24 protein-coding genes are annotated in these 23,813 nt (G+C 70.8%); 13 read left to right on the top strand and 11 right to left on the bottom strand.

Annotated elements, in window-relative coordinates; translation table 11 throughout:
* Positions 1 to 217: 217 nt before the first annotated feature.
* The 4 genes from pstS to pstB all read left to right on the top strand — a co-directional run bounded on the left by pstS (position 218) and on the right by pstB (position 4,363).
* Positions 218 to 1,357 carry a phosphate ABC transporter substrate-binding protein PstS gene (pstS, locus tag ACIBAD_RS22140; protein WP_398908122.1) on the top strand — a complete coding sequence of 380 codons (1,140 nt, stop codon included), beginning with the start codon at positions 218 to 220 and terminating at the stop codon, positions 1,355 to 1,357.
* A 127-nt stretch (positions 1,358 to 1,484) separates the two neighbouring features.
* Entirely contained in the window at positions 1,485 to 2,474 is a 990-nt protein-coding gene (gene pstC / locus ACIBAD_RS22135; RefSeq protein WP_136225790.1) for a phosphate ABC transporter permease subunit PstC, read from the top strand.
* Positions 2,474 to 3,556, top strand: coding sequence for a phosphate ABC transporter permease PstA (gene pstA, locus ACIBAD_RS22130; RefSeq protein WP_134073209.1), 1,083 nt, complete (start codon positions 2,474 to 2,476; stop codon positions 3,554 to 3,556). The genes pstC and pstA overlap by 1 nt, the downstream gene beginning before the upstream one ends.
* Positions 3,557 to 3,586: 30 nt before the next feature.
* Positions 3,587 to 4,363, top strand: coding sequence for a phosphate ABC transporter ATP-binding protein PstB (gene pstB / locus ACIBAD_RS22125; RefSeq protein ID WP_134073207.1), 777 nt, complete (start codon positions 3,587 to 3,589; stop codon positions 4,361 to 4,363).
* Positions 4,364 to 4,491: 128 nt separating this feature from the next.
* Here the strand turns inward: pstB and ACIBAD_RS22120 are convergent, their stop codons facing one another.
* Together ACIBAD_RS22120 and ACIBAD_RS22115 are read right to left on the bottom strand one after the other, a co-directional pair.
* The gene (locus ACIBAD_RS22120) at positions 4,492 to 5,493 is read right to left on the bottom strand and encodes an inorganic phosphate transporter (protein ID WP_134073205.1); all 1,002 of its coding nucleotides are present in this window, start codon (positions 5,491 to 5,493) and stop codon (positions 4,492 to 4,494) included.
* 5 nt (positions 5,494 to 5,498) lie between these two features.
* Positions 5,499 to 6,119: a DUF47 domain-containing protein gene (locus ACIBAD_RS22115; RefSeq protein ID WP_030157116.1), complete on the bottom strand. Its 621-nt coding sequence runs from the start codon at positions 6,117 to 6,119 to the stop codon at positions 5,499 to 5,501.
* 213 nt (positions 6,120 to 6,332) lie between these two features.
* Here ACIBAD_RS22115 and ACIBAD_RS22110 point away from each other — a divergent pair, with 213 nt between their 5' ends.
* Entirely contained in the window at positions 6,333 to 6,689 is a 357-nt protein-coding gene (locus ACIBAD_RS22110; protein WP_398908121.1) for a metal-sensitive transcriptional regulator, read from the top strand.
* Between the two features lie 63 nt (positions 6,690 to 6,752).
* On the opposite strand, the gene ACIBAD_RS22105 is transcribed toward ACIBAD_RS22110, so the two are convergent.
* Both ACIBAD_RS22105 and ACIBAD_RS22100 read right to left on the bottom strand, forming a co-directional pair.
* Entirely contained in the window at positions 6,753 to 6,905 is a 153-nt protein-coding gene (locus tag ACIBAD_RS22105; protein ID WP_165937309.1) for a hypothetical protein, read from the bottom strand.
* A gap of 141 nt (positions 6,906 to 7,046) precedes the next feature.
* The gene (locus ACIBAD_RS22100; protein ID WP_398908120.1) at positions 7,047 to 7,880 is read right to left on the bottom strand and encodes a hypothetical protein; all 834 of its coding nucleotides are present in this window, start codon (positions 7,878 to 7,880) and stop codon (positions 7,047 to 7,049) included.
* A gap of 437 nt (positions 7,881 to 8,317) precedes the next feature.
* Between ACIBAD_RS22100 and ACIBAD_RS22095 the strand changes: the two genes are divergently transcribed.
* Entirely contained in the window at positions 8,318 to 8,554 is a 237-nt protein-coding gene (locus ACIBAD_RS22095; protein ID WP_134073199.1) for a hypothetical protein, read from the top strand.
* 123 nt (positions 8,555 to 8,677) lie between these two features.
* On the opposite strand, the gene ACIBAD_RS22090 is transcribed toward ACIBAD_RS22095, so the two are convergent.
* The 5 genes from ACIBAD_RS22090 to ACIBAD_RS22070 form a co-directional block, all read right to left on the bottom strand.
* Positions 8,678 to 9,376 (bottom strand): phosphatase PAP2 family protein, encoded by a 699-nt coding sequence (locus ACIBAD_RS22090; RefSeq protein WP_398908119.1) that lies wholly within the window; start codon positions 9,374 to 9,376, stop codon positions 8,678 to 8,680.
* 217 nt (positions 9,377 to 9,593) lie between these two features.
* On the bottom strand, positions 9,594 to 10,610 hold the full coding sequence (locus ACIBAD_RS22085) for an NlpC/P60 family protein (protein WP_398908118.1): 1,017 nt from the start codon (positions 10,608 to 10,610) through the stop codon (positions 9,594 to 9,596).
* Between the two features lie 58 nt (positions 10,611 to 10,668).
* The gene (locus ACIBAD_RS22080) at positions 10,669 to 12,342 is read right to left on the bottom strand and encodes a serine/threonine-protein kinase (RefSeq protein ID WP_398908117.1); all 1,674 of its coding nucleotides are present in this window, start codon (positions 12,340 to 12,342) and stop codon (positions 10,669 to 10,671) included.
* Between the two features lie 61 nt (positions 12,343 to 12,403).
* Positions 12,404 to 13,198, bottom strand: coding sequence for a thioesterase family protein (locus ACIBAD_RS22075; protein ID WP_134073193.1), 795 nt, complete (start codon positions 13,196 to 13,198; stop codon positions 12,404 to 12,406).
* A gap of 130 nt (positions 13,199 to 13,328) precedes the next feature.
* Positions 13,329 to 13,937, bottom strand: a complete 609-nt coding sequence (locus ACIBAD_RS22070; protein WP_398908116.1) for a LysE family translocator — start codon at positions 13,935 to 13,937, stop codon at positions 13,329 to 13,331.
* Positions 13,938 to 14,016: 79 nt separating this feature from the next.
* Here ACIBAD_RS22070 and ACIBAD_RS22065 point away from each other — a divergent pair, with 79 nt between their 5' ends.
* Positions 14,017 to 14,862, top strand: a complete 846-nt coding sequence (locus ACIBAD_RS22065; RefSeq protein ID WP_398908115.1) for a pentapeptide repeat-containing protein — start codon at positions 14,017 to 14,019, stop codon at positions 14,860 to 14,862.
* A gap of 16 nt (positions 14,863 to 14,878) precedes the next feature.
* Here the strand turns inward: ACIBAD_RS22065 and ACIBAD_RS22060 are convergent, their stop codons facing one another.
* Entirely contained in the window at positions 14,879 to 15,475 is a 597-nt protein-coding gene (locus ACIBAD_RS22060; RefSeq protein WP_398908114.1) for a hypothetical protein, read from the bottom strand.
* A gap of 501 nt (positions 15,476 to 15,976) precedes the next feature.
* On the opposite strand from ACIBAD_RS22060, the gene ACIBAD_RS22055 reads away from it, so the two are divergent.
* The 6 genes from ACIBAD_RS22055 (at position 15,977) to ACIBAD_RS22030 (ending at position 23,091) form a co-directional block, all read left to right on the top strand.
* A complete protein-coding gene (locus ACIBAD_RS22055; protein WP_008742356.1) occupies positions 15,977 to 16,285 on the top strand; it encodes a hypothetical protein in 309 nt (102 codons plus the stop codon).
* Between the two features lie 76 nt (positions 16,286 to 16,361).
* Complete coding sequence (locus ACIBAD_RS22050; RefSeq protein WP_398908113.1) at positions 16,362 to 17,204, top strand: hypothetical protein; 843 nt, start codon at positions 16,362 to 16,364, stop codon at positions 17,202 to 17,204.
* The gene (locus ACIBAD_RS22045; protein WP_398908112.1) at positions 17,194 to 18,519 is read left to right on the top strand and encodes a hypothetical protein; all 1,326 of its coding nucleotides are present in this window, start codon (positions 17,194 to 17,196) and stop codon (positions 18,517 to 18,519) included. Before ACIBAD_RS22050 ends, ACIBAD_RS22045 begins: the two co-directional genes overlap by 11 nt.
* Positions 18,516 to 20,078 (top strand): SCO6880 family protein, encoded by a 1,563-nt coding sequence (locus ACIBAD_RS22040; protein ID WP_134073178.1) that lies wholly within the window; start codon positions 18,516 to 18,518, stop codon positions 20,076 to 20,078. The genes ACIBAD_RS22045 and ACIBAD_RS22040 overlap by 4 nt, the downstream gene beginning before the upstream one ends.
* Positions 20,079 to 20,097: 19 nt before the next feature.
* Positions 20,098 to 21,516, top strand: coding sequence for an ATP-binding protein (locus ACIBAD_RS22035; RefSeq protein WP_134073176.1), 1,419 nt, complete (start codon positions 20,098 to 20,100; stop codon positions 21,514 to 21,516).
* A complete protein-coding gene (locus ACIBAD_RS22030; RefSeq protein WP_398908111.1) occupies positions 21,517 to 23,091 on the top strand; it encodes a type VI secretion protein in 1,575 nt (524 codons plus the stop codon). It begins immediately after the preceding gene.
* A 38-nt stretch (positions 23,092 to 23,129) separates the two neighbouring features.
* Here the strand turns inward: ACIBAD_RS22030 and ACIBAD_RS22025 are convergent, their stop codons facing one another.
* A complete protein-coding gene (locus ACIBAD_RS22025) occupies positions 23,130 to 23,684 on the bottom strand; it encodes a GNAT family N-acetyltransferase (RefSeq protein ID WP_398908110.1) in 555 nt (184 codons plus the stop codon).
* Positions 23,685 to 23,813: the final 129 nt, after the last annotated feature.

Raw genomic sequence — 23,813 nt, 5'->3', positions numbered from 1 at the left:
CCGGAGCAAACCCGACCATCCACACCAGGCCGTCCGCCACGGTTCACCGTCCGTTCACTTGCCCCGGTCGGCCACTTCACCTGTTCTGCCTAATTTCAGTGGTGCACGGAGCGCGTCGCACCAGATCGAGTGACACGCCGTGCATCCGACGTAGTCCTCTTCGCACGCCGCCCCGAACGAGAAAGCGGCCGGCGGCTTCTGGAAGGAACACCCGAAAGTGAAGCTTCAGCGCAAGAACATGCTTCGTGCCTCCGCCCTCGGGGCGCTTGTCGTGTCCGGCGCCCTGGTCCTCACGGCGTGCGGCTCGGACAACAACACGAAGGATGGCGGCGCCGCCAGTGGCAAGCCGTCGGCCGCCGCCGCCGGCGACATCAAGTGCGACGGCGCCAAGGGCAAGCTCCTGGCCTCCGGCTCCTCCGCCCAGAAGAACGCCGTGGACCTGTGGGTCAAGAACTACATGGCCGCCTGCTCCGGCGTCGAGGTCAACTACAAGTCCTCCTCCTCCGGTGAGGGCATCGTCGCCTTCAACCAGGGCACCGTCGGTTTCGCCGGCTCGGACTCGGCGCTGAAGCCCGACGCCGTCGAAGAGTCGAAGAAGATCTGCACCGGTGGCCAGGGCATCAACCTGCCCATGGTCGGCGGCCCCATCGCCATCGGCTTCAACGTCGCCGGCGTGGACAAGCTGACGCTGGACGCCCCCACCCTCGCCAACATCTTCAACGACAAGATCAAGAAGTGGGACGACGAGGCGATCAAGAAGCTGAACCCCGGCGTCACGCTCCCCTCCACCGCCATCCAGGCCTTCCACCGCTCCGAGGACTCGGGCACCACCGAGAACCTGGGCAAGTACCTCAAGGCCGCCGCTCCCGAGGCCTGGACGTACGAGGCCGCCAAGAAGTGGCCGGCCCCCGGTGGCCAGGCCGCGACCGGCTCCGCCGGTGTCGCCTCCCAGGTGAAGGCCGTTGACGGCGCGATCGGCTACTTCGAGCTGTCCTACGCCTCCTCGCAGAGCATCAAGACGGTCGACGTGAACACCGGCGCCTCCGCCCCGGTCAAGGCCTCCTCCGAGAGCGCCTCCAAGGCCATCGCCGCCGCCAAGATCGCCGGCACCGGCTCCGACCTGGCGCTGAAGCTCGACTACACCACCAAGGCCGAGGGTGCGTACCCGATCGTCCTGGTGACGTACGAGGTCGTCTGCGACAAGGGCAACAAGGCCGAGACGCTCCCGACCGTCAAGTCCTTCCTGAACTACACCGCCTCGGACGCGGGCCAGAAGGTCCTCTCCGAGAACGGTTACGCGCCGATCCCGGCCGAGATCAACACCAAGGTCCGCGAAGTCATCAACTCGCTGTCCTAATCACAGAGCCCCGGGTGCCGGGCAGTTCCCGTCCGAACTGCCCGGCGCCCGGGGACCCTCCCCTCCACCCAGGGGATCCGGTGCACCGCCGCCAGGGGGCCTTCCCCCCACCCAGACCGGAAAGATCATGGCTTCCACCACACCCACCCAGATAGACCAGGCTCCGCCTGTCTCCAAGAGCGCGAGGTCCACCGGCCGAGCCGGTGACAAGATCTTCGCCGGGCTCTCCAAGGGCTCCGGCATCCTGCTCCTGGTGATCATGGCGTCGATCGCCATCTTCCTCACCTACCGCGCCTCGATCGCACTGTCGAAGAACGAGGGGAACTTCCTCACCACCTTCGACTGGAACGCGTCGGCCAACCCGCCCGTCTTCGGCATCGCCGTCCTGCTCTTCGGCACCGTCGTCAGCTCGATCATCGCGATGGCCATCGCGGTTCCGATCGCTGTCGGCATCGCCCTCTTCATCTCGCACTACGCGCCGCGCAAGCTGGCCGCGCCCCTCGCGTACGTGGTCGACCTGCTGGCCGCCGTGCCGTCGATCATCTACGGCATCTGGGGCGCTCTCTTCCTCGTCCCGCAGCTCGGAGGCCTCAACCTCTGGCTCGACGAGTACATGGGCTGGACCTACGTCTTCGACAAGACCCAGGTCGGCGTCGCCCGCTCGCTCTTCACCGTCGGCATCCTCCTCGCGATCATGATCCTGCCGATCGTGACCAGCGTCAGCCGCGAGGTCTTCCTGCAGGTCCCGCGCATGAACGAGGAGGCCGCCCTGGCCCTCGGCGCGACCCGCTGGGAGGTCATCCGGATGTCGGTGCTGCCCTTCGGCCGCTCCGGCGTCATCTCCGCCTCGATGCTCGGCCTCGGCCGCGCCCTCGGCGAGACCATGGCCGTCGCGACGGTCCTCTCCCCGAGCTTCCTGATCAACGGGCACATCCTGGACCCGGGCGGCGGCACGTTCGCGCAGAACATCGCCGCGAAGTTCGACGAGGCCAACGAGTTCGGCCGCGACGCGCTGATCGCCTCCGGTCTGGTCCTCTTCCTGCTCACCCTGCTGGTCAACGGTGCAGCCCGCCTGATCATCGCTCGCCGCAAGGACTTCTCGGGGGCGAACGCCTGATGAGCAACGCAATCCAGGACCGGCGGCCCGCCCCGGCCCGCAAGTCCCCCGCTCCCGCCGGCCTCACCCGAGGCGGCCTCCCCCGCTGGGCCCCGGCCGCCACCGCGGTCCTCTCGATCGCCCTCGGCTGCGGCATCGGCATCGCCGCCGACCTGCACAGCAAGGTCCAGTGGGGCCTGATCGCCTCGATCCTGTTCGTGGTGATCACGTACACCTCCAGCGCGATCGTCGAGAACCGCCGCCAGGCCAAGGACCGCGTCGCGACCTCCCTCGTGTGGGTCTGCTTCGTCCTTGCGGTCATCCCGCTGCTCTCGCTGATCTGGACCACCGTCAGCCGCGGCATGAAGGCCCTGGACGGCGACTTCCTCAGCCACTCGATGAACGGCGTCACCAGCTTCGAGCAGGGCGGCGGCGTCTACCACGCGCTGCTCGGCACCATCGAGCAGGTCGCCCTCGCCGCCCTGATCGCCGCGCCGATCGGCCTGCTGACCGCCGTCTACCTGGTCGAGTACGGCAAGGGCTCGCTCGCCAGGGCCGTGACCTTCTTCGTCGACGTCATGACCGGCATCCCCTCCATCGTCGCGGGCCTGTTCATCCTCACGACCTGGAACCTGGCGCTCGGCTTCGGCCCCTCCGGCTTCGCCGGCTCGATGGCCCTGTCGATCCTGATGATGCCCGTCGTGGTCCGCTCCACCGAGGAGATGCTGAAGCTCGTCCCGAACGAGCTGCGCGAGGCCGCCCTCGCCCTCGGCGTGCCGAAGTGGCGCATGATCCTCAAGGTCGTGCTCCCCACCGCCATCGGCGGCATCGCGACCGGCGTCATGCTGGCCGTCGCCCGCATCGCCGGTGAGACCGCGCCGATCATGCTGCTGGTCTTCGGTACCCAGCTGATCAACGGCAACCCCTTCGAAGGTGCTCAGTCCTCGCTCCCGCTGTACATCTGGGAGCAGTACAAGGTCGGCAGTGACGCCTCCTACGACCGGGCATGGGCCGCAGCGCTCGTCCTGATCGCCTTCGTCATGATCCTCAATCTGGTGGCCCGCGGCATCGCCCGCTGGAAGGCCCCGAAGACCGGTCGCTGACGCGACTGTATGAAAGCGAAGTGACCCCTCATGGCGAAGCGAATCGACGTCAGCGGACTGTCCGCCTTCTACGGCAGCCACAAGGCCATCGATGACATCTCGATGACCGTGGAGCCGCGCTCCGTAACCGCCTTCATCGGCCCGTCCGGCTGTGGCAAGTCCACCTTCCTGCGCACCTTGAACCGCATGCACGAGGTCACCCCCGGTGGCCGCGTCGAGGGCAAGGTGCTCCTGGACGACGAGAACCTGTACGGCGCCGGCGTCGACCCGGTCGCGGTCCGCCGCACCGTCGGCATGGTCTTCCAGCGTCCGAACCCCTTCCCCACCATGTCGATCTTCGACAACGTGGCGGCGGGCCTGCGCCTGAACGGCAGCTTCAAGAAGTCCGAGCTCACGGACATCGTGGAGCGGTCCCTGAAGGGCGCGAACCTCTGGAACGAGGTCAAGGACCGCCTGAACAAGCCGGGCTCCGGCCTCTCCGGCGGCCAGCAGCAGCGTCTGTGCATCGCCCGCGCCATCGCGGTCGAGCCGCAGGTCCTGCTGATGGACGAGCCCTGCTCGGCCCTGGACCCGATCTCCACCCTCGCGATCGAGGACCTGATCGGCGAGCTCAAGGAGCGCTTCACGATCGTCATCGTGACGCACAACATGCAGCAGGCCGCCCGCGTCTCCGACCGCACCGCGTTCTTCAACCTCTCGGCTGTCGGCCAGCCCGGCAAGCTCATCGAGATCGACGACACCGACCGGATCTTCTCGAACCCGTCCGTGCAGGCGACCGAGGACTACATCTCGGGCCGCTTCGGCTAAGCCGCAGCCCCGGATGTGAACAACGTCCTGCGGTGCTGCATGGCGGTGCCACCGCAAGGCGAAAGAAAAGGGCCGGCTCCCCCTGGGTGGGGGGAGCCGGCCCGCTTTCGTCGTCCGATCGCCGTCGGCTAGCCGACGAAGGCCAGGTCCACGATCCAGAAGCTGAGCGCGGCGACCAGGGCCGCGGCCGGCATGGTGATGAACCAGCCCATCACGATGTTCTTGGCGACACCCCAGCGGACCGCGTTCACGCGCTTGGTCGCGCCCACGCCCATGATCGCCGAGGTGATCACGTGGGTGGTGGAGATCGGGGCGTGGAACAGGAACGCCGAGCCGAACATGATCGAGGCGCCGGTGGTCTCGGCGGCGAAGCCCTGCGGCGGGTCCAGCTCGATGATCTTGCGGCCGAGGGTCCGCATGATGCGCCAGCCGCCCGCGTACGTACCGAGCGAGAGCATCACGGCACACACGATCTTGACCCAGACCGGGATCTCGGCGCCTTCGGTCTGCAGCTCCGCGATGGTCAGGGCCATCATCACGATGCCCATCGTCTTCTGCGCGTCCTGGAGGCCGTGGCCGAGGGCCATGCCGGCCGCGGACACCGTCTGCGCGATGCGGAAGCCGCGCTTGGCCTTGTGCGGGTTGGACCTGCGGAACATCCACAGGATGACGACCATCACGAGGTAGCCGACGAGCAGACCGACGACCGGCGAGACGAACATCGGGATGACGACCTTGTCGACCACGCCCGACCAGATGACCTCGGTGCCGCCGGCCAGCGCCGCGCCGACCATGCCGCCGAACAGCGCGTGCGAGGAGGACGAGGGCAGCCCGAAGTACCAGGTGATCAGGTTCCAGACGATCGCGCCGACCAGCGCCGCGAAGAGGATCCACATGCCCCGGTTGCCCTGGGGCGTCTCGATCAGGCCGTCGCTGACCGTCTTGGCGACGCCGCTGCCCAGGAAGGCACCGGCGAGGTTCATCACCGCGGCCATCGCGAGGGCGGCGCGCGGGGTCAGCGCGCGGGTCGAGACCGAGGTCGCGATCGCGTTCGCCGAGTCGTGGAAACCGTTGGTGTACGTGAAACCGAGCGCGACACCGATGGTCACGATCAGAGCGAAGGTGTCCACGAGGTTCAGGACTCCTTGACCGCGATGGTCTCCACCGTGTTCGCGACGTGCTCGAACGCGTCGGCCGCCTCTTCGAGCACGTCGACGATCTGCTTGAGCTTCAGCACCTCGATGGCGTCGTACTTGCCGTTGAAGAGCTGGGCCAGCAGCTTGCGGTGGATCTGGTCGGCCTGGTTCTCAAGGCGGTTGACCTCGATCCAGTACTCGGTCAGGTTGTCCATCGTCCGCAGGTGCGGCATGGCCTCGGCGGTCAGCTCGGCCGCCCGCGCCAGCACCTCGATCTGCTGCTCGACACCCTTGGGGAGCTCCTCCACCTGGTACAGGACGACCAGGTCGACGGCCTCCTCCATGAAGTCCATGATGTCGTCGAGCGACGAGGCCAGGTTGTAGATGTCCTCGCGGTCGAACGGCGTGATGAAGGAGGAGTTCAGCTGGTGGAAGATCGCGTGGGTGGCGTCGTCCCCCGCGTGCTCGGCTGCCCGCATCCGCTCCGCGATCTCGGCCCGGGCGGAGGAGTCCGCTCCGAGCAGTTCCATCAGGAGCTTGGAGCCCGTGACGATGTTGTCCGCGGATGCGGCGAACATGTCGTAGAAGCTCGTCTCCCTGGGGGTCAGACGAAATCGCACGTGAGGTCCTCGGGGTGCATTGGATTCGGTCAGGCTGATGCTAGGCGCAACCCCCGGCCAGGGCTAACCGGCGGTTCCGGGCGATTACCCAGTGTCCTCCATCGGGCAGAGTGAGGACCACGGGCCCCTGCCGCTCTGTCCGGTGCCCGGTAACCTATACCCATGAGGGGTATGCACCCCATGCACCCCTCGATCCGGACCACGGGAGGACGCATGACTGCCATCGAGGCGGAGGGCTCCGGAGCCGACGTCACCACCGGTACGGGACCGGCGACCGGCACCGGCGCGGTGCACGGCTACCACCACCAGAAGGACGAGCACCTCAAGCGGCTTCGCCGGATCGAGGGCCAGATCCGCGGCCTGCAGCGACTCGTCGACGAGGACGTCTACTGCATCGACATACTCACCCAGGTCTCGGCGAGTACGAAGGCCCTCCAATCCTTCGCGCTCCAGCTGCTCGAAGAGCACCTTCGGCACTGCGTCGCCGACGCGGCCGTCAAGGGCGGGGACGAGATCGACGCCAAGGTCGAGGAGGCGACGAAGGCGATCGCCCGCCTGCTGCGCACCTGACCGGTACGGCGGCGGCCGCTACGGCAGCGGCCGGTGGAGCAGCGGTGGCCGGTACGGCGGCGGCTACAGCCCGAGCCCCATCAGGACCTCGTCGATCCGGTCCTGGCTGAGCCGCTCCTCGTCCGCCGCGGAGGCCGCGATGATCAGTTCGCCGCACAGTTCGATCTCGGCGAGCGCCACGTGGTCCTGCACCGTCGTACCGCCTGCGGGAGTCACGCGTGTCACCTCGATCTGCCGTCATCGGTCAGGGGCCGTCTCAGCGTAGGGAGGGCGGGGCGCTGTGCGCATGACACGGATGGACCATTTCCGGATACCGGGCCATGGCCCGATCGCGCCGCCCCCGCACCGCCCGGCCGGCTATCCGGCGATCTTCCCGGCGTAAATGTCCTCGCTTGCGGGCAATACGACCTTCACCGGCGTCCCGAACCCGTAGAGCAGCGTGGTCGAGGAGACATCGATCACGCCATTGTTGACGTAGCTGAAGCGGTGTCGCACCTTCCGCACCCGGCCCTCCTCGTCGAGGTAGACGTCGAACGGGACGGCGTCCTCACTGAACCCTTTCGCCGCAGCCTCCAGGGCCCCCTTGACCGCCGGTGAGGCGTTCTTCGCGGCCTGGCCGATGTCGGTGGTCCCGCGGTAGTGCCGCACCTTCGTGCCCGCCACCTCGGTCTCCCCCACGTACGTGGCCTCCTGTACGCCGCGCAGCAGCTCGGCGGCGGCCAGCGGGTCGGTGGCCCCGCCCGTGACGAGGTTCCCGTCGGCCAGGGCCGTCGTGTCGACCCGCACCCACTTGTCGTCGGGGACGCCCGCGCCCCGGTTCTTCATGTAGAGGGCCCCGGGGACGAGCAGCTCGGTGATGGGCCGGTGCTCGTCCTTCCCGGCCGCGTCCGCCGGGAGCATCACCAGGAGCTGGCCCATCCGGTTCTTGAAGTCGACCCCGCCCTCGCCGCGGATCGTGACCCGGGTCCCGCCCGTGGCCATCTCCATGGCCGTACGGGCCTGCGCGCTGCCGGTCTCCGCCAGCCGGTCGGCGGCTCCCCGTACGGTCGCGGCGGCGTCGGCGGGGGGCCGGCCGTCGTCCTTGGCCGCGCCCGCGCACCCGCTCATCGCGGCCACGGCCGCGGCCATGCCGAGGGCGAGCACCGCCCCACCCGCACGCCCGCGCCGCCGCCTGTGCTGGTGCACCACCATCGCCTGCCAACCCCCAACGCATGACCGCTGCTTGCCCGAGGCCCCCACCCGCTCCGGTTAACGAGGTCCGGGGTTTCCCGTCACGGGCCGCCGCGGTCCCTGGGCGCGGCGGCTCCGGGTACCGTGGTGGTGTGGATTCGCACAGCAAAGCGTCGCTTGTCCCTCCGCTTGACGTCGTGCCGCACCCCCGCCCCACGGAGCGGCCACCCACCGGACCCACCGGACCCACCGAACCCACTGGGCACATCACGAGCACCACCGAACGCGGGGCTTTCTGCCTGGCGCTCTGCACCTGCGGTTGGAAGGGCCCGGCCCGGCGCTCAAGAGACCTGGCCCGCAAGGACGCGGCCCGGCACACCTCTCCCTAGACCGCTGTCGGATCGCCCGTTCGGACGGCCCCGCTGGCCGGGGCCCCCGGGAGCGGATGCCCTGGAGGCATGCCAGGACCCGCACCCCGCGTCGCCGCCCTCCTCTGGGCCCTGCTCATCACGCTCACGCCCGCCGCCGCGGCCTCGGCGCGCCCGACGGGTTCGGCGGACGGCCCGGCCGACGTGGCCCTGGCCATCGGGGCGACCACCGTGGCGGCCGTGGCCACCGGCTTGTGGCTGCGCTCCCGGTACCGCCGCGAGGAGGGGGACTCGGAGGGCCACGGCGCGGAGAGCGGCGACCCGTGAGCCCGCGCCCCCGGCCGACTGTGGTCCGCCTGTGCTTCGGCGGCGCGGGCCTGTGCCTGCCGGCGGCGGTCCTGGTCTTCGTAGGGGACGCGTACGGGCGGCCGTGAGCCGGAACCGCCCCTGCTACGCGGCGAGGTCGCTCTCGTGCGCGGCCTGCGGCTGCGCGAGGTCCACCGGGCGTGGCAGGGCGCACCGCTTGGCGCGGACCAGCCGGCCGGCCCGCGGCGAGCGGGCCACCATCCGCACCACCGGGGTCAGCAGCGCCATCGCGAGCGGGGCGAGCAGCAGGACGACGGCGGTGCCGAGCGCGAAGCCGCCGATGACGTCGGTGGGGTAGTGGACGCCGAGGTACACGCGGCAGAGGCCCTCGGCGAGGGCCAGCCCGATCCCGATGAGTCCCAGCTTCCGGTTGGCGATGAACAAGCCGACGCCCAGGGCCATCGCGAGCCCGGCGTGGCCGCTGACGAAGGAGAAGTCGCCGGGGCCGGAGTAGGGGGCGAGCACGTCCAGTCCGCCGTGTGCGACGAACGGCCGCGGCCGGGCGACGAGCGCGCGCAGCGGGACGTTCACGAGGAGGACGAGCGCGGCGGCGAGCGGAGCCCACACGAGGGCGGCGAACGACTCGGCGGCCGTGGCCTCGTCCTGGCGGCGCGTACCGTGCCAGCACCACAGGAAGAGGAGCACCAGCGCCAGCGGGATCCCGTACGAGCCGGCGAGGCCGACGGCCCGGTCGACCGCGGCCGGGGCGTGCCGCGCCAGTCCGTTGATGTCGTACAGCAGGCTTACGTCCACGTTCGGCCCACCGGTTGTGAGTCCAGCCATGGCGATGCAGCCCCTTAGCCCTTGCTCGGTTCCCCTCGGGCGCACGCCGGTGTGCGCCCCTGAACCCCCCCGTTGATCAAGCCTGCGTCCATGGAACGCCCGTTCTGAACACCGCGTTCCACTCTCCACCGAATGATCACGGCAACGTTATCGAAGAGAGACTCGTCGTCGCAGCTCAGGGCCTTGGGTTAACGCAGCGTGGGCAAGGGCGCCGCAACTAGGAAGACTTGGCGTCGGCGCTCCGGCCGGGAAGGGCCGCGGCCCCGTCCTTGGTGACGCGCGTCGCCCCGAAGTAGTCCGGGGTGTCGATCTTGTCGAACCGGATCACGGCGCCGGTGTACGGGGCGTTGATCATGTATCCGCCGCCGACGTAGAGGCCGACGTGGTGGATCGCCCGGGAGTTCGTCAGATCATCGGAGAAGAACACCAGGTCGCCGGGGAGCAGTTGATCGCGCGACGGATGCGATCCGGCGTTGTACTGGTCGTTGGCGACGCGCGGCAGCTCGATCCCCACGGACTCGTACGCGGCCTTGGTCAGCCCCGAGCAGTCGAACCGCCCGTCCTGGTCCGCCGTCCCGTTCCCGCCCCACAGGTACGGGGTCCCCAACTGCTTCTGCGCGAAGTAGATGGCCCCGGCCGCCTGCTGCGAGGGCGCGACCCGCCCGATGGGCCGCTCGAAGCTCTTCGCGAGGGTCGTGATGGCCTTCACGTACCCCTGGGTCTCGTTGTACGGCGGCACGCCCTGGTGCTTGATCACCGCGCCCGGACCGGCGTTGTAGGCCGCGAGCATGTTGCTGACGGCATCTCCCGGGACGTTGCGCACCGATCCGGCGAGCTCGCAGTCGTACGAAGCCGCCGAAGGGATCGCGTCATTGGGGTCCCAGATGTCGCGGTCGCCGTCGCCGTCCCCGTCGATTCCGTGAGTGGCCCACGTACCGGGGATGAACTGGGCGATGCCGCGCGCGTCCGCCGGACTGACGATGTCCGGGTCCCAGCCGCTCTCCGAGTACAGCTGGGCGGCGAGGACGGCCGGTGACAGGGTCGGACAGAGGAGGCCCCACTTCTGCACCAATGCCTGGTACTTCCCGGGAACGGCGCCCTTGGCGAGGCCGACGGCGCGGCCGCCACCGGTCGCGATGCCCGCGGCGGCGGAGTACGTGCCGACCACGAGGAGAGCCACGAAGCACAGACACGCCCCGAAGCCGATCCCGCCGATCACCCAGAATCTGCGCACCCGTCAACCCTCCCCCATCACCCGGTCTTTCACCGGGATTCCCTGCGACGTGTCGGATTCATCCCTTTTGCGGCCCACTGTCGAATCCGTCGCAGCTGAAGCTCTTGTGATCCGTATCCGATGTGGCATGCCGGAACACCACCGTCCACCCACCGGGATCCTGCGCGAGCGGAGGCGCCTTGACGGTCTTGCCGTTGAGCTGCATGGAGAAGTCGTCCGGGTAGACGGCGTACTTCCACTTCAACTCGTCACCTTCGTACAGGTCCTGGGCCTTGGCAACGAAGCCGAGCTGGCGGTTGTCGGCCACCGACGTGGACCGGCCGTTCTCGTCGACTTCGTGCTGCGGCTTCACGACGACGGCCACGTAGTACGGCGGTGCGTCCGGGAGCGCGTTCTTGACCCGGAAGCCGATCTGCACCTTGCCCGACTTCAGCTGAGGGTCGTCGGCGGTCCTGGGCAGCGCGCTCTGGAAGTCGAGGATCTCGCCTTCCTCCACGGGCCGGGTGCAGGCCCTCCGGACGGGGTCGTAGTCGTCCAGGTCGGGCACGGTCTGCCGGATGTACACGGGCGGGCCGGCCGGGGCCTGCGCGGCGGGACTGCCGCTGAGCCGGCCCGCGGGGCTCGGGCCCGGGCTCACGTTCTCGCTCTGGCTTCGGCTCGGACTCGGGCCGTGTCCGCCGGCCCGGTCGCCCCCGCCGCCCCCTCCGCCCAGCGGCAACTTCCACACCGCCACGGCCCCCACCAGGGCCAGGGCGGCCCCGGCCGCCACCCACACGCCCGCCCTCCCACGGCGCCGCTCCGCTCCCGTTGCCGCGCGCCGGGTCGGGGGGTGGGACGGCGGGAGGCCCGGCCCCTGCGTCCGCATCTCGTGCACCGGCACGGCCTCGCCCAGCGCCCCCAGCCCCACGTACACCGGATCGTCGATCAGCGCGTCCCGTACGCCGCACCGGGCGATCACCTCCGCCGGCCCGGGCCGGGCCGCCGGGTCCTTCGCCACGCACGCCTCGATCAGCGCCGCCAGCCCCGGCTCCACCCCGGCCACGTCGATCGGCTCGTGCACCGCCCGGTATCCCACCGTCGCCGCCACGCCCGTACCGAACGGCGGCCGCCCGGTCGCCGCGTACGCGAGCGTGGCGCCCAGCGCGAAGACGTCCGCGGCGGCCCCCGCCCCGGCGCCGAGCAGCACCTCGGGCGCCGTGTACCCCGGGGTCCCGGGCGCCTGGCCGTCCTGCGTGAGGGCCGTCTCGCCGACCCCGCGCGCGATGCCGAAGTCGATGAGCTGCGGACCCTGCGCGCCCAGGATGACGTTCTGCGGCTTGAGGTCCCGGTGGGTCACCCCGTACGCGTGGACGCTCGCCAGCCCCTCCGCGAGGGCCGCGAACAGCCGCCGGCAGGTGTCCGCGGGCAAACCGCCGCGCTCCGCCACGGCATGACCGAGCGTCGGCCCCGCCACGTACTCCGTCGCCAGCCAGAACGGCGGCGCCGCCAGCGAGGCGTCGATCAGGTTCGCCGTGTACGCCGACCGCACCGCCCGTACGGTCTCGGCCTCGCGCCGGAAGCGGGCGAGTGCCTCCGGGTGCCCGGTGATCTCGTCCCGGATCACCTTCACCGCCACCAGGCGGCCGCCGGGCGAGCGCCCGAGGTACACCTGGCCCATCCCTCCGGCACCGAGCCGGGCCAGCAGCGCGTGTGCCCCGATGCGGGCGGGGTCGACGTCTCTCAGGGCCTCCACCGGCACGAGCCTGCCACACCGACTCCCGTCCCCGGCAGGCGGGTTGGCCCCTCTCCCGGCGTCAGGAACGCGGTGCGACGAACAGGCTCTGCGCGCTGCGGCCGATGGGCCCCTTCTCGTCGTGCAGCCGGGCGTCGGCCAGCCCGATCCCGCCCGCGTCCACGCTCGTACGGGCCTCCACGCAGGCCCACTCCCCCACCGGGTGACGGTGCAGGTGCACGGTCAGGTCGCTGTTGAGGAACACGTACCGGCCGAAGTCCATCACCGAGCTGATCCCGTTGCCCGAGTCGGCGGCCACCAGCACCCGGTCCAGGGGCCTGGGCTCCTCCCCGGCGACGAGCGGCACCTTCATCCGCATCCAGCAGGTACCCGGCCCCGGCTCGACGAACGCGCCCTCGGTGAACCGGGTCTCCATCGCCGAGTGGTAGCCGGTCTCCCACGGCACCGGGAAGAACGGAGTCGGCCCCACCTCCCCGGGCGGCGGCAGCTGCGGCCCCGGCGCCACGCCCGGTACGGCCTCCCCGGCCACCCGGATCCGCAGCGCCCGCGCGAGCATCACCGGCGCACCCCCGGCCGGCGCGAGGCAGGCCTCGACCACCTGGGTGCTGCGTCCGGCCCGGAGCACGGAGGTGGTGACCTCCAGCGCGCCGATCGGCACCGGCCGCAGGATCTCGTACGTGATCCTCGCTATCCGCATGTCCGCGCGGGCGCCCTCCCGCTCCTCCACGGCCCGCCCGAGCAGCGCGGCCGGCGGCCCGGCGTGCTGCGAGCCCGGGTCCCACGGCCCGCGCGTGTACTCGGTGGCCAGGAACCGGCCGGCATCGACCCGCTCGTAGAACGCCTCGGAGATCGCCATGGCCGGCACGCTACCGACAGGTAACCCGTCCCGCCAGGCCCTCCCGGCAGCCCGGCGGGTCCGAACCTCGCGGGTCGGACCCTCGCGGGAGGATCCGGACCCCGCGGTCTCCTACGCGGGCTCAGCGGGCTCAGCGGGCGAAGCCCAGCCCGACGCCCAGCCCCACCAGCACCGACCCGATCGCCCGGTTCAACGCCTTCTGGGCCTTCAGCATCCGGTCACGCAGCCGCGAGTTCGAGAAGAACAGCGCCACCGCACCGAACCAGCCCAGGTGCGCCGCCGACATGAACAGCCCGTACCCGGCCTGCTGCCACAGCGGGGTCTGCGGATCGACGACCTGCGTGAACGTCGACACGACGAACAGCGTGGTCTTCGGATTGAGCACGTTGGTCAGGAACCCGGAGCGCAGCGCGCCCAGCCGCGTCAGCTCCGGCTTGGACTCCAGGTCGACGCTCACCTCGGCCCGCGCCCGGAAGGTCCGTATCCCGATCCACACCAGGTACGCGGCGCCCGCCAGCTTGATCGCCGTGAACAGGGCCGTGGAGGAGGCGATGAGCAGACCGACCCCGAGCATCGTGTACGAGACGTGCACCAGTACCCCGGCCGCGACCCCGGCCGCCGCGAACAGCCCGGTGGGGCGCCCGTACAGATAGCTGTTCCGTACGACCATGGCGAAGTCGGCGCCGGGACTGATCACGGCGAGGAGGGTGATGACGGCAACTGCGATCACTTCTGTCATGTACGGGATGCTCGCCGCCCCCGCGCCCCCGATCAACCCCTCACCCGGCCCCGCGCGCCCGACCCGTCACAATGGAGGGGTGTCCGCCAAACCCGCCATACCCGGCACCCCCGCAGTCCCCGCCCTCCCCGTGCTGCAAGCAGACTGCTCGAAATGCTTCGCGCTCTGCTGCGTCGCCCTGCCCTTCGCCAAGTCCAACGACTTCGCCGTGAACAAGGCCGCCGGAACGCCCTGCAGGAACCTCCAGGAGGACTTCCGCTGCGGCATCCACACCCGGCTGCGCGACAAGGGCTTCCAGGGCTGCACCGTCTTCGACTGCTTCGGCGCGGGCCAGCAGGCCTCCCAGGTGACCTTCGGAGGCCGGGACTGGCGTACGCACCCCGGCACGGCCGCCGCCATGTACGAGGTCTTCCCGGTGCTGCGGCAACTGCACGAGCTGCTCTTCTACGTCACCGAGGCACTCGCCCTCCCGGCGGCCGCCCCGGTCCACGCGGACCTGCGCCGCGCGCAGGCCGAGACCGCCCAGTGGACCGCGGCCGACGCGGACGCCCTCACCACCCTGGACGTCGGCGCCCTCAGGCAGCGCGTCAACACGCTCCTCCTGCGCGCCAGCGAACTGGCCCGCGCCAAGGCCCCGGCCCGCAAGAAGAACCACCGCGGAGCCGACCTGATGGGCGCCCGCCTCGCCGGCGCGGACCTGCGCGGCGCCAACCTGCGCGGCGCCTACCTGATCGCCGCGAACCTCAGCGGAGCCGACCTGCGCCTCGCGGACCTCATCGGCGCCGACTTCCGCGACGCCGACCTGCGCGGGGCGGACCTGCGCGATGCCCTCTTCCTGACCCAGCCCCAGCTGGGCGCTGCCCGGGGCGACGCGGCGACCAAGATCCCGTCGACCTTGGCCCGTCCCGCCCACTGGTCCGCGTAGACCGGCACGGCAGCCGTCACGGCCTGATGATGGCCGTCCAGCCCGACGGGCAGGTGAGCACGGCCGCCGGCGTGTAGGTGCACTGGTTCTCGAAGACGTCCCCCGTGGTCGTCAGCACCTTCACGTACACCGTGAAGCCCACGGTGGCGACCGACACCCCGCACGCGTTCCGGGGGTGCCCCGGATTGAGCTGCGTCGTGAGGTCCCTCCAGGTGTACGAGCCGATCGGCGCCGTCTCCCGTACGCCCAGGGAGGTCCTCCCCCGGTGGAGCACGGCGCTGAACTCCGTGTCACTCGCCCCCAGGGCCGTGTCGATGTCCTCGCACGGCCCGTGCGGACCGTTGGGACCCCGGTCGCCCTTCGGCCCCTTCGGCCCCTGGGGCCCGCGCTCACCCTTCGGCCCCTGCGGTCCCTTGTCGCCCTTGGGCCCCTGGGGACCCCGGTCGCCCTTCGGCCCGGCGCACGGGTTCGCAGGCTTGGCCGCCTTCCTGACCTTGGCGGCCTTGGCGGCCTTGCCGGGGGCCTTGGCCGGCAGCGTCCTCGCGTCCGGCTCCGGACACCTGCTGCTCCAGCCGGGTGCGATCGTCGCGCCCGTCCCCTCAGTGGCCGCCATCGCCGGAACCGAGGCGCCCGCGAACGCGAGAGCCAGCGGAACTGCGAGAGCACCGACACACCACGCCCGCCGACCTGCCTTTACTGCGGAACCCATCCGTCTACTCCTTGCGTCGTCCTACCGAACGGCCTGGAGCATCTCCCGCAACCCGCCATCGGTATGGAATGACTGACGGAATGTCGGACGAACGTCAGCGACTCGGCCCAACGACACGCCCGCACACTGCGCCGAACGGCGGCCACCCCAGCGGCCCCCCGCACGGCGAGAGGGCAATCATTGCCCGGGGTCACCCTCCGTGATACACAGAGTGACCATATGTTCTCCCGCGTACCCGCCGCCCGTGCCCAGGTCAGAGCGCGCGGGCGGGTCCAAGGGCGGGAGATCGGGTAAAGAGAGCCGTCAAGTCGACGTACGGCGGCGGTTTCATCAGCGAAGATAGTGCGTGACCCCTGCCGTCGGGCACGGGCTACCGGAACTACCCATACAGGGGCGGTGAGTTACATGATCCTGGCAGCCGAAAAGGGCGACATCACCACCATCATCGGCGGAATCGCCCCGAACTGGGGGCCGTTCGGCAGTCTCGGCAATGAAGCGAAGGTCATGATCGAGGTGGTCATGGCCGTCGCGATCCTCCTCTGCCTCGGCATCGCCATCTGGGGCGCGGCCAAGCAGCGCATCGGCGCGACCGCACTGCGCGACACGTTCAGCGCGGAGCAGGGCAAGGGCCTGATCGTCGCCGGCCTCACCGGCGTGTTCATCATCGGCTCCCTCGGCACCCTCTTCACGATCGTCTACGGAATGGCCGTCTAGCCGGGCCGCCCACCGGCTGCCGGACCTGATGAAAACCAGCGCTACCGTCGTACGAGGCGGAGGGGGCGGACACGGAATGAGCAACGACGACCAGTACGGCGGCGGCGCCGGAGGCAGCGGCTACGGCGAGATCGGCGGCACGGGCCAGACGCGCACCCGTCTCCCGGAGCCCGCCTCGGACGGCGCCCCGCCCCGCCGCACCCCGCGCGCCTCGCGCGGCCTGGTCACGGTGGTCGGCGTGGTGGTCCTCCTGATCGCCGCGATCGCCTTCGCCAACCAATCCGGAGACACCCCCACCACCCCCGCGTCGAACACCCCCCCGACCCCCGCCTCCACCGCGGCAACAGGCACCCGCCCGGTCGACGGCAAGAACGGCGGAATCCCCTCCGGCTTCGCGCAGACCGAGCAGGGCGCCCAGTCGGCCGCCGCCAACTTCGCTGTCGCGCTGGGCTCTGACGGCATGTTCGACAGCGCCCGTAGAAAGGCCATCGTCCAAGCCGTGTACGTGCCGAACGTGGCCGCCGCACGCCAGGGCGACCTCGACCGCGTCTACACGGACGGGCAGTTCTTGTCGCGCATCGGCCTCGATGCCACCGGCAAGGCGCCGAAGGGCCTCCAGTTCATCTCGCGTACGAGCCCCGTCGGGACCAAGGTGGAGAAGTTCTCCCCCGACACCGCGACCGTCTCCGTCTGGCACTCGACCTTGTTCGGTCTCGCGGGCGAGGGCTCGAAGAACCCGGTCGCGGAGAGCTGGTACACCAACACGTTCGAGCTTCGCTGGGTCAACGGCGACTGGCGCGTCGCCGACTTCACGCAGAAGGACGGCCCGGCCCCGGTCGGCCGTGACCAGAGGGCTGCCTCCGCCGAGGAGATGGCCGCAGCCGTGTCGCAGTTCGGGGGGCTCACCTATGCACGCTAGCCGTCGGGGCTTGTCCTTCGCAGCCGTCGCAGCCGCCTTGCAGACCACTGCGGTCCTCCTGGCCACCCGCGCGGTCGCAGCTCCCACGCCCGATCCGACCGCGACCCCCGGCCCGCAGGCGAGCAACGACCCCTGCGACCTGATCCGGGGCCCCGCCAAGGACTACTGCGAGCGCGGCAGCGGCGCCGGCGGCGCCCCCCGCACCGGCCTGGCCCCCAGCGACCCGGCCGACGCCCTCAACCCCCTCGCCTCCCTGGCCAAGGGCTGCGCCGACGCCGCCGCCTGGATCGTCACCGAGCTCAGCAAAGCGATCAACGGCACGGCCAACGTCGACTTCACCAACGGCGCCTTCCTCAAGCAGTACGCCGTCGTCTTCGCCGCCTCCACCATCCTCACGCTCGTGCTCTGGCTCTTCGCCGTCGCCAAGCGCGCCATCCGCGGCGTCCCCCTCACCACCGCCATCTCCGAAGCCGTCGGCTTCCTCTGGCTCACCGTCCTCGCCTCCGCCTTCACCCCCCTGATCCTCTACACCGTCGTCTCCGCCACCGACGGCGTCACAGAAGTCATCGCCTCGGCGAGCGGCGGCCAGACCGACGTCTTCTTCGGCTCCTTCATCGAGGCCCTCAAGAAGGGCGACTCCATCGGCGGCGGCCCGATCATGCTGATCGTCGTCTCCCTCGTCACCGTCCTCGCCGCCGGCGTCCTCTTCCTCGAACTCTTCATCCGGGCCGCCCTCCTCTACGTCGGCGCCCTCCTCGGCGTCGTCGTCTACGCCGGACTCGTCGACCGCAACCTCTGGGGCCACGTCCGCCGCTGGGCCGGCATCATGATCGCCGTCATCCTCGTGAAGCCGGTCATCGTCATCGTCCTCGGCCTCGCCGGAGCCCTCGCCGGCGAGAAGGGCCCCAACGCCTTCTCCGCCGTCGTCTCCGGCCTCGCGATCATCCTCCTGGCGATCTTCGCCTCCGCGATGATCTACCGCTTCGTCCCCGGCTTCGGCGACGAGATCGCCTCCGCCCGCTCCAACCGCAGCAAGGCCACCGACGGCGCCCAGGCCGCCGCCGTCATCAGCTCCCCTGCCTCCCTCGTATCCCAGGGCATCAAGACGCACAGCAGCCGCGGCGCCCACCGCGGCGGTGGCGACGGCGGCGGCTCCAGCGCCCCCCGCCCCGCCAACCCCCTCTCCGGAGGCGTGGCCGCCCACAGCAGCCGCCCCAGCTCCGGCGGCGGGGCCGGCGGCGGATCCATCCCCTCCGCCACACCCCCGCCCCGCACGAGTTCGAGTACGAGGAACACAGGAGGTGACGGGCGTTGACGACCCAGTCACACCAGCTGCACCCGATCGCGCCCCGCCGCACGTATCTCATCGGCCGGGCCCGGCCGAACGCGATCGTCGGCAAGAACCGCGAGAGCGGCGAGATCGCCCTGATCATCGTCGGCGCGTTCCTCGGCATGATGAGCGGCCTGCTCGTCCCCGACCTCACCCTGCGCATCGTCAGCCTCGCCGGGTTCCCCATGCTCGCGCTCGCCGCCGTGTACGTCCCGTACAAGGGCCGCACCTTCTACAAGTGGTTCGAGATCAACCGCAGCTACAAGCGCACCCTGCGCCGCGGGACCACGTACCGCTCCTCCGCCATGGAGGCCGGCGTCCGCGCCGCCGACGGCCGCGAGGTCGAGGTCGGCCCGCCCCCCGGCATCGGCCGGATCAACTGGCTCGCCGCCCCCTTCGGCCCCGACGAGATCGCCGTCCTCCTCCACGCCGACCGCAGAACCGTCACCGCCGCCATCGAGATCGAAGGCCCCGGCGTCGGCCTGCGTGACAGCGAGGACCAGGAAGCCCTCGTCGACCGCTTCGGCACCCTCCTCAAGCACGTGGCCAACGGCGACGGCTTCGTCACCCGCCTCCAGATGCTCGCCCGTACGCTCCCCGCCGACCCGGACGCCCACGCCAAGGACGTCGCCCAGCGCGGCGACATCAACGCCCCCGTCTGGCTGCGCGACTCGTACGACCAGCTCCAGTCGATGGTCTCCACCTCCTCCGAGCAGCACCGCGCGTACCTCGTCGCCTGCATGCACTACACGCGCGAACTCGCCGCCGAGGCCCACACCATCGCCCGCGCCGGCACCCCCCACAAGGGCCGCAAACTCGACCGCGACGCCGGCCTCGCCATCGTCATGGCCCGCGAGCTCACCGACATCTGCGCCCGCCTCGCCGAGGCCGACATCCGGGTCCGCCAGCCCCTCGGCCAGGGCCGCCTCGCCTCCCTCGTGCACTCCATGTACGACCCGGACCACCCCATCGACCACATCCAGGCCATGACCAAGCGCAACGCCTGGCCCGCCGAACTCGACGCGGTGGAACCCACCTACCTCCAGGCCAAGACCCGCGAGTCCTCCACCCGCGCCCCCTGGTGCCACGCCACGGCCTGGGTGAAGGAGTGGCCGATGACCCCGGTCGGCGTCAACTTCCTCGCCCCCCTCCTCGTCCACACCCCGGACGTGATCCGCACCGTCGCCGTCACCATGGATCTGGAGCCCACCGAGGTGGCCATCGAGCGCATGCTCACCGAGAAGACCAACGACGAGGCCGACGCCAGCCGCGCCGCCAAGATGAACCGCACCGTCGACCCCCGCGACATCGCCGCCCACGGCCGACTGGACCAGAGGGGTGAAGATCTGGCCAGCGGTGCGGCAGGAGTCAACCTGGTCGGGTACATCACGGTGTCCTCCCGATCCCCGGAGGCCCTCGCCCGCGACAAGCGCACCATCCGCGCCTCCGCGGGCAAGTCCTACCTGAAGCTGGAGTGGTGCGACCGCGAGCACCACCGCGCCTTCGTCAACACCTTGCCGTTCGCCACCGGCATCCGACGCTAGCTGGAGGGAAGTGCCGCCCATGCGAGATCCCATGTCCGCTCTGACGGACGCCTTCACCAGCTTCCTGTTCGGCAAGGTCGAGACCACGCGCCTGCCCGTACGCACCTCCACCGGGCAGGCGCAGGCCGTCTACCTGCCCACCGCCGCCCCCGGACTCGGCGACTCCGGCGTCATCATCGGCCGCGAGGTCTACAGCGGCAAGGGCTACATCTACGACCCGTTCCAGCTGTACGGCCAGCAGCTCCCGGCCCCGCACTGGCTGGTCCTCGGCGAGTCCGGCAACGGCAAGTCCGCCCTGGAGAAGACGTACGTCCTGCGCCAGCTCCGCTTCCGGGACCGCCAGGTCGTCGTACTGGACGCCCAGGGCGAGGACGGCGTCGGCGAGTGGAACCTCATCGCGCAGCAGCTGGGGATAACCCCCATCCGCCTGGACCCCATCGCCGCCAACGACGACGGGATCCGCCTCAACCCCCTCGACCCGGCGATCACGACGACCGGCCAGCTCGCGCTGCTCCGGACCATCATCGAAGTCGCCATGGGCCACGGCCTCGACGAACGCTCCGGCTTCGCGCTCAAGGTCGCGCACGCGTACGTCGTCGACATGATCCGCGACCGCCAGCCGGTCCTCACGGACATCGTGGAACAGCTCCGCCACCCGGAGGCCGAGTCCGCGGAAGCCATGAACGTCGACATAGACGATGTCCGCGCCTGGGGCCTCGACGTCGCGCTCGTCCTCGACCGCCTGGTCGACGGCGACCTCCGCGGCATGTTCGACGGCCCCACCACGGTGGGCATCGACCTGGACGCCCCCCTCATCGTCTTCGACCTCTCCCACATCGACCGCAACTCGATCGCCATGCCGATCCTGATGGCGATCGTGGGCGTCTGGCTGGAACACACCTGGATCCGCCCGGACCGCAAGAAACGCATCTTCCTGGTCGAAGAGGCCTGGCACATCATCAACAGCCCCTTCGTGGCCCAGCTGTTCCAGCGCCTCCTCAAGTTCGGCCGCCGCCTCGGCCTGTCCTTCGTCGCCGTCGTCCACCACCTCTCGGACGTCGTCGACGGCGCGGCCGCCCGCGAGGCCGCGGCCATCCTCAAGATGGCCTCGACCCGCACGATCTACGCCCAGAAAGCGGACGAGGCCCGGGCGACGGGCCGAGTCCTGGGCCTCCCCCGCTGGGCGGTGGAGATCATCCCCACCCTCACCCCCGGTATCGCGGTCTGGGACGTCAACGGCAACGTCCAGGTGGTCAAACACCTGATCACGGAGGCGGAGCGCCCCCTCGTCTACACGGACCGCGCCATGACGGAGTCCTCGTCCGGGCCCCAGCTCCCCGACGACCTGCTGGCAGCCGAACTGGAGGCGGAGGAAAGAGCCCTCCTGATGGAACGCCACCGCAACGGCGGCCCGGGCTCGGCGACCACGGTGGCGTAAATGCGCGAACGCACGGGAAAAGAACCGGGCGGCATCCCGGACGCCGTCCTCCTCGCCCTCCTGGCGTTCCTCCTGGGCCTGACGGCCCTGGTCTGGACGTCCACGGGCCTTGCCGCGCTCTTCGCGAAGGGCGCCTGGCCGTCCACGGTCACGTTCACGCGCACCCCCGGCGCGGTACGCGCCCTGATAGCTCAACCGCACGACATCCCGGGGGCCTGGCCGGACACGGCCCCTTCGGCCCTCTCGGGCTGGGGCCTCTTCTGGGGCCTCTTCATCAGCCAACTCCTGGTCCTGTTCGTACTGACGATCTTCGTGATGGGCGTGATCGCCCGCACGAAGTCCCGCCGAACCAAGCAGACCCCGCCGCCCGTCCCAGCCGATCCGCTCCCGGTGGCCGGGCCGCACCACCCCTCCACGCCGCCCGTCCCGACCGCGGCGGCGGCGGCGGCCAAGCCGGCCCCGCCGTCCTTCGGGGCGCCGGGGTCCGGGGGCAGAGCCGCCGGCGGCGCCGACCTCACGATCCCGACCCCTACCGCGCCGCACCACGCACCCCCGCTGCCCATTCCGGCGCCGGCGGCACATCCAGTCCCGCCGGCGTTCGAGGCGCGGGGACCCGGGGGCGGCGCCGCCGGCGGCGGCAACGACAGCAGCGGGAGCGGGAGCGGCATGGCCTACGGCTCGCCGGCCCAGCGCCACCCCTTGGCCCTCGAGGCCCTGGCGGCAGCGGAGGGCTCCGCCCTCGTCGTCACCTCCTCCCCCGCCCTCTGGGCGGAGACCAAGGACGCCCGCGCCAAACTCGGCCCGGTCCTCCTCTACGACCCCTCCCACCTCTGCGACACCCCGGCCCGCATGCACTGGAACCCCGCCGAAGCCTGCGCCGACCGCGACACCGCCGCCGCCCGCGCGATCGCGCTCCTGGCCCCCGTACGCCCCCAGGCCCGCATGGACGCGGCCATCGCCGACACGGCGGAAACGCTCCTGCGCAGCTGGCTGCAAGCGGCGGCCCTCGACGGCCGCCCGTTCAAGCAGCTGCACCGCTGGGCCCAGGGCAACAGCGCCCAGGACCCGGTCCGCATCCTCCGTACCCACCCCCAGGCCGCCCCCGGCGCCGCCGGCGAGCTGGAGAGCGCGCTCACCGCCCATCCCGAACGCCGTGAGCAGGCCCAGCACCTGACGGCCCGTGCCCTCTCCTGCCTCACGTCGATCCACATCCGCGAGGCCTGCAACCCGAACCGAACAGACGCACTGACCCTCGCATCGTTCGTGGCCGAAGGGGGCACCCTCTACTTGGTGGGGGAACCGCTGGAGGATCCCCGTACCCACCCGGGTGCGATGCCGCTGATCACCGCACTCGCCGCGAGCGTGGTCGAGCACGGCCGCCGCATGGCCGCACGGTCATCCCACGGCCGGCTCGACCCACCACTCACCCTGGTCCTGGAGGACGTCGCGGCCGTGGCGCCGATCCCCCAGCTCCCCGAGCTCCTCCAGGAGGGGTCCCTCCCCCTGCTCGCCCTGTGCCGCAGCCGTGAACAGGCCCGCGCCCGCTGGCCGGAGGCAGCCGCGCTCCAGCACTAGGGGCTGTCGTTCGAAGTCCCGTCTGGCTGGAGCGCTCCCTAGGGGCGCGGCAGGACGTATTCGAACTCCTTGGCCCCCGGATCAGCCGGCACCGGGAGGACCTCGCCCGTCGGACGGAAACCGAACCGCCGGTAAAAGGCCGCGGCTCGCGGGTTGTCCTCGTGAACGAAGAGCCGTACCCGCTCCAGCGCCGGCCCCTCCAGCGACCAGGCCCAGTCCAGCGCGGTCGCGAAGAGCGCCTCGGTCAGCCCGGTACCCCTCTGCTCGGGACGTACGAACACACCCACCAGGTGCCCTTGGGTCTGCTCGACGGCGCGCTCGAAGAAGTCGGTGGTCCCACCCTCCTCGACGAGGACGGTCACGGACCCGGCCCACTGCCCGTCCGGTGCCTCGGCCACGAACTGCCGTGCACGGCGCCCGTGCGAAGCCCCGCTCGCCCGGTCCTGCCAGAACTCGTCCGTCCTGGCCTCGGCCTGGTCCAGGGTCTCCAGGAAGGCCACCGGCGCCGCCGGGTCCTTGAGCGCGGTGATCCGCAGCTCCTTGACCTTCTCCCACTCGTCCGCCCGCACCGCGCGCATCACGTATTCACTCATGCCCCGGATCCAATCACAGGCCGGCATGACCGTAAACGCAGAAAAGCCCCGTACCGGATACCCGGTACGGGGCTTTCTACAATGATTGTTCGGCGGCGTCCTACTCTCCCACAGGGTCCCCCCTGCAGT

This window comes from Streptomyces sp. NPDC051109 (assembly GCF_044455885.1).
GTDB lineage: Bacteria > Actinomycetota > Actinomycetes > Streptomycetales > Streptomycetaceae > Streptomyces.
This window is presented reverse-complemented; position numbering and strand designations above follow the sequence as displayed.

What these genes read in the sequence shown, in the direction of transcription:
- pstC (WP_136225790.1), top strand. Translation starts at nt 1,485, where the DNA reads ATGGCTTCCACCACACCCACCCAGATAGACCAGGCTCCGCCTGTCTCC.
- pstA (WP_134073209.1), top strand. Translation starts at nt 2,474, where the DNA reads ATGAGCAACGCAATCCAGGACCGGCGGCCCGCCCCGGCCCGCAAGTCC.
- pstB (WP_134073207.1), top strand. Translation starts at nt 3,587, where the DNA reads ATGGCGAAGCGAATCGACGTCAGCGGACTGTCCGCCTTCTACGGCAGC.
- ACIBAD_RS22110 (WP_398908121.1), top strand. Translation starts at nt 6,333, where the DNA reads ATGACTGCCATCGAGGCGGAGGGCTCCGGAGCCGACGTCACCACCGGT.
- ACIBAD_RS22100 (WP_398908120.1), bottom strand. Translation starts at nt 7,880, where the DNA reads ATGGTGGTGCACCAGCACAGGCGGCGGCGCGGGCGTGCGGGTGGGGCG.
- ACIBAD_RS22095 (WP_134073199.1), top strand. Translation starts at nt 8,318, where the DNA reads ATGCCAGGACCCGCACCCCGCGTCGCCGCCCTCCTCTGGGCCCTGCTC.
- ACIBAD_RS22090 (WP_398908119.1), bottom strand. Translation starts at nt 9,376, where the DNA reads ATGGCTGGACTCACAACCGGTGGGCCGAACGTGGACGTAAGCCTGCTG.
- ACIBAD_RS22075 (WP_134073193.1), bottom strand. Translation starts at nt 13,198, where the DNA reads ATGGCGATCTCCGAGGCGTTCTACGAGCGGGTCGATGCCGGCCGGTTC.
- ACIBAD_RS22070 (WP_398908116.1), bottom strand. Translation starts at nt 13,937, where the DNA reads ATGACAGAAGTGATCGCAGTTGCCGTCATCACCCTCCTCGCCGTGATC.
- ACIBAD_RS22060 (WP_398908114.1), bottom strand. Translation starts at nt 15,475, where the DNA reads ATGGCGGCCACTGAGGGGACGGGCGCGACGATCGCACCCGGCTGGAGC.
- ACIBAD_RS22055 (WP_008742356.1), top strand. Translation starts at nt 15,977, where the DNA reads ATGATCCTGGCAGCCGAAAAGGGCGACATCACCACCATCATCGGCGGA.
- ACIBAD_RS22050 (WP_398908113.1), top strand. Translation starts at nt 16,362, where the DNA reads ATGAGCAACGACGACCAGTACGGCGGCGGCGCCGGAGGCAGCGGCTAC.
- ACIBAD_RS22045 (WP_398908112.1), top strand. Translation starts at nt 17,194, where the DNA reads ATGCACGCTAGCCGTCGGGGCTTGTCCTTCGCAGCCGTCGCAGCCGCC.
- ACIBAD_RS22035 (WP_134073176.1), top strand. Translation starts at nt 20,098, where the DNA reads ATGCGAGATCCCATGTCCGCTCTGACGGACGCCTTCACCAGCTTCCTG.
- ACIBAD_RS22030 (WP_398908111.1), top strand. Translation starts at nt 21,517, where the DNA reads ATGCGCGAACGCACGGGAAAAGAACCGGGCGGCATCCCGGACGCCGTC.
- ACIBAD_RS22025 (WP_398908110.1), bottom strand. Translation starts at nt 23,684, where the DNA reads ATGAGTGAATACGTGATGCGCGCGGTGCGGGCGGACGAGTGGGAGAAG.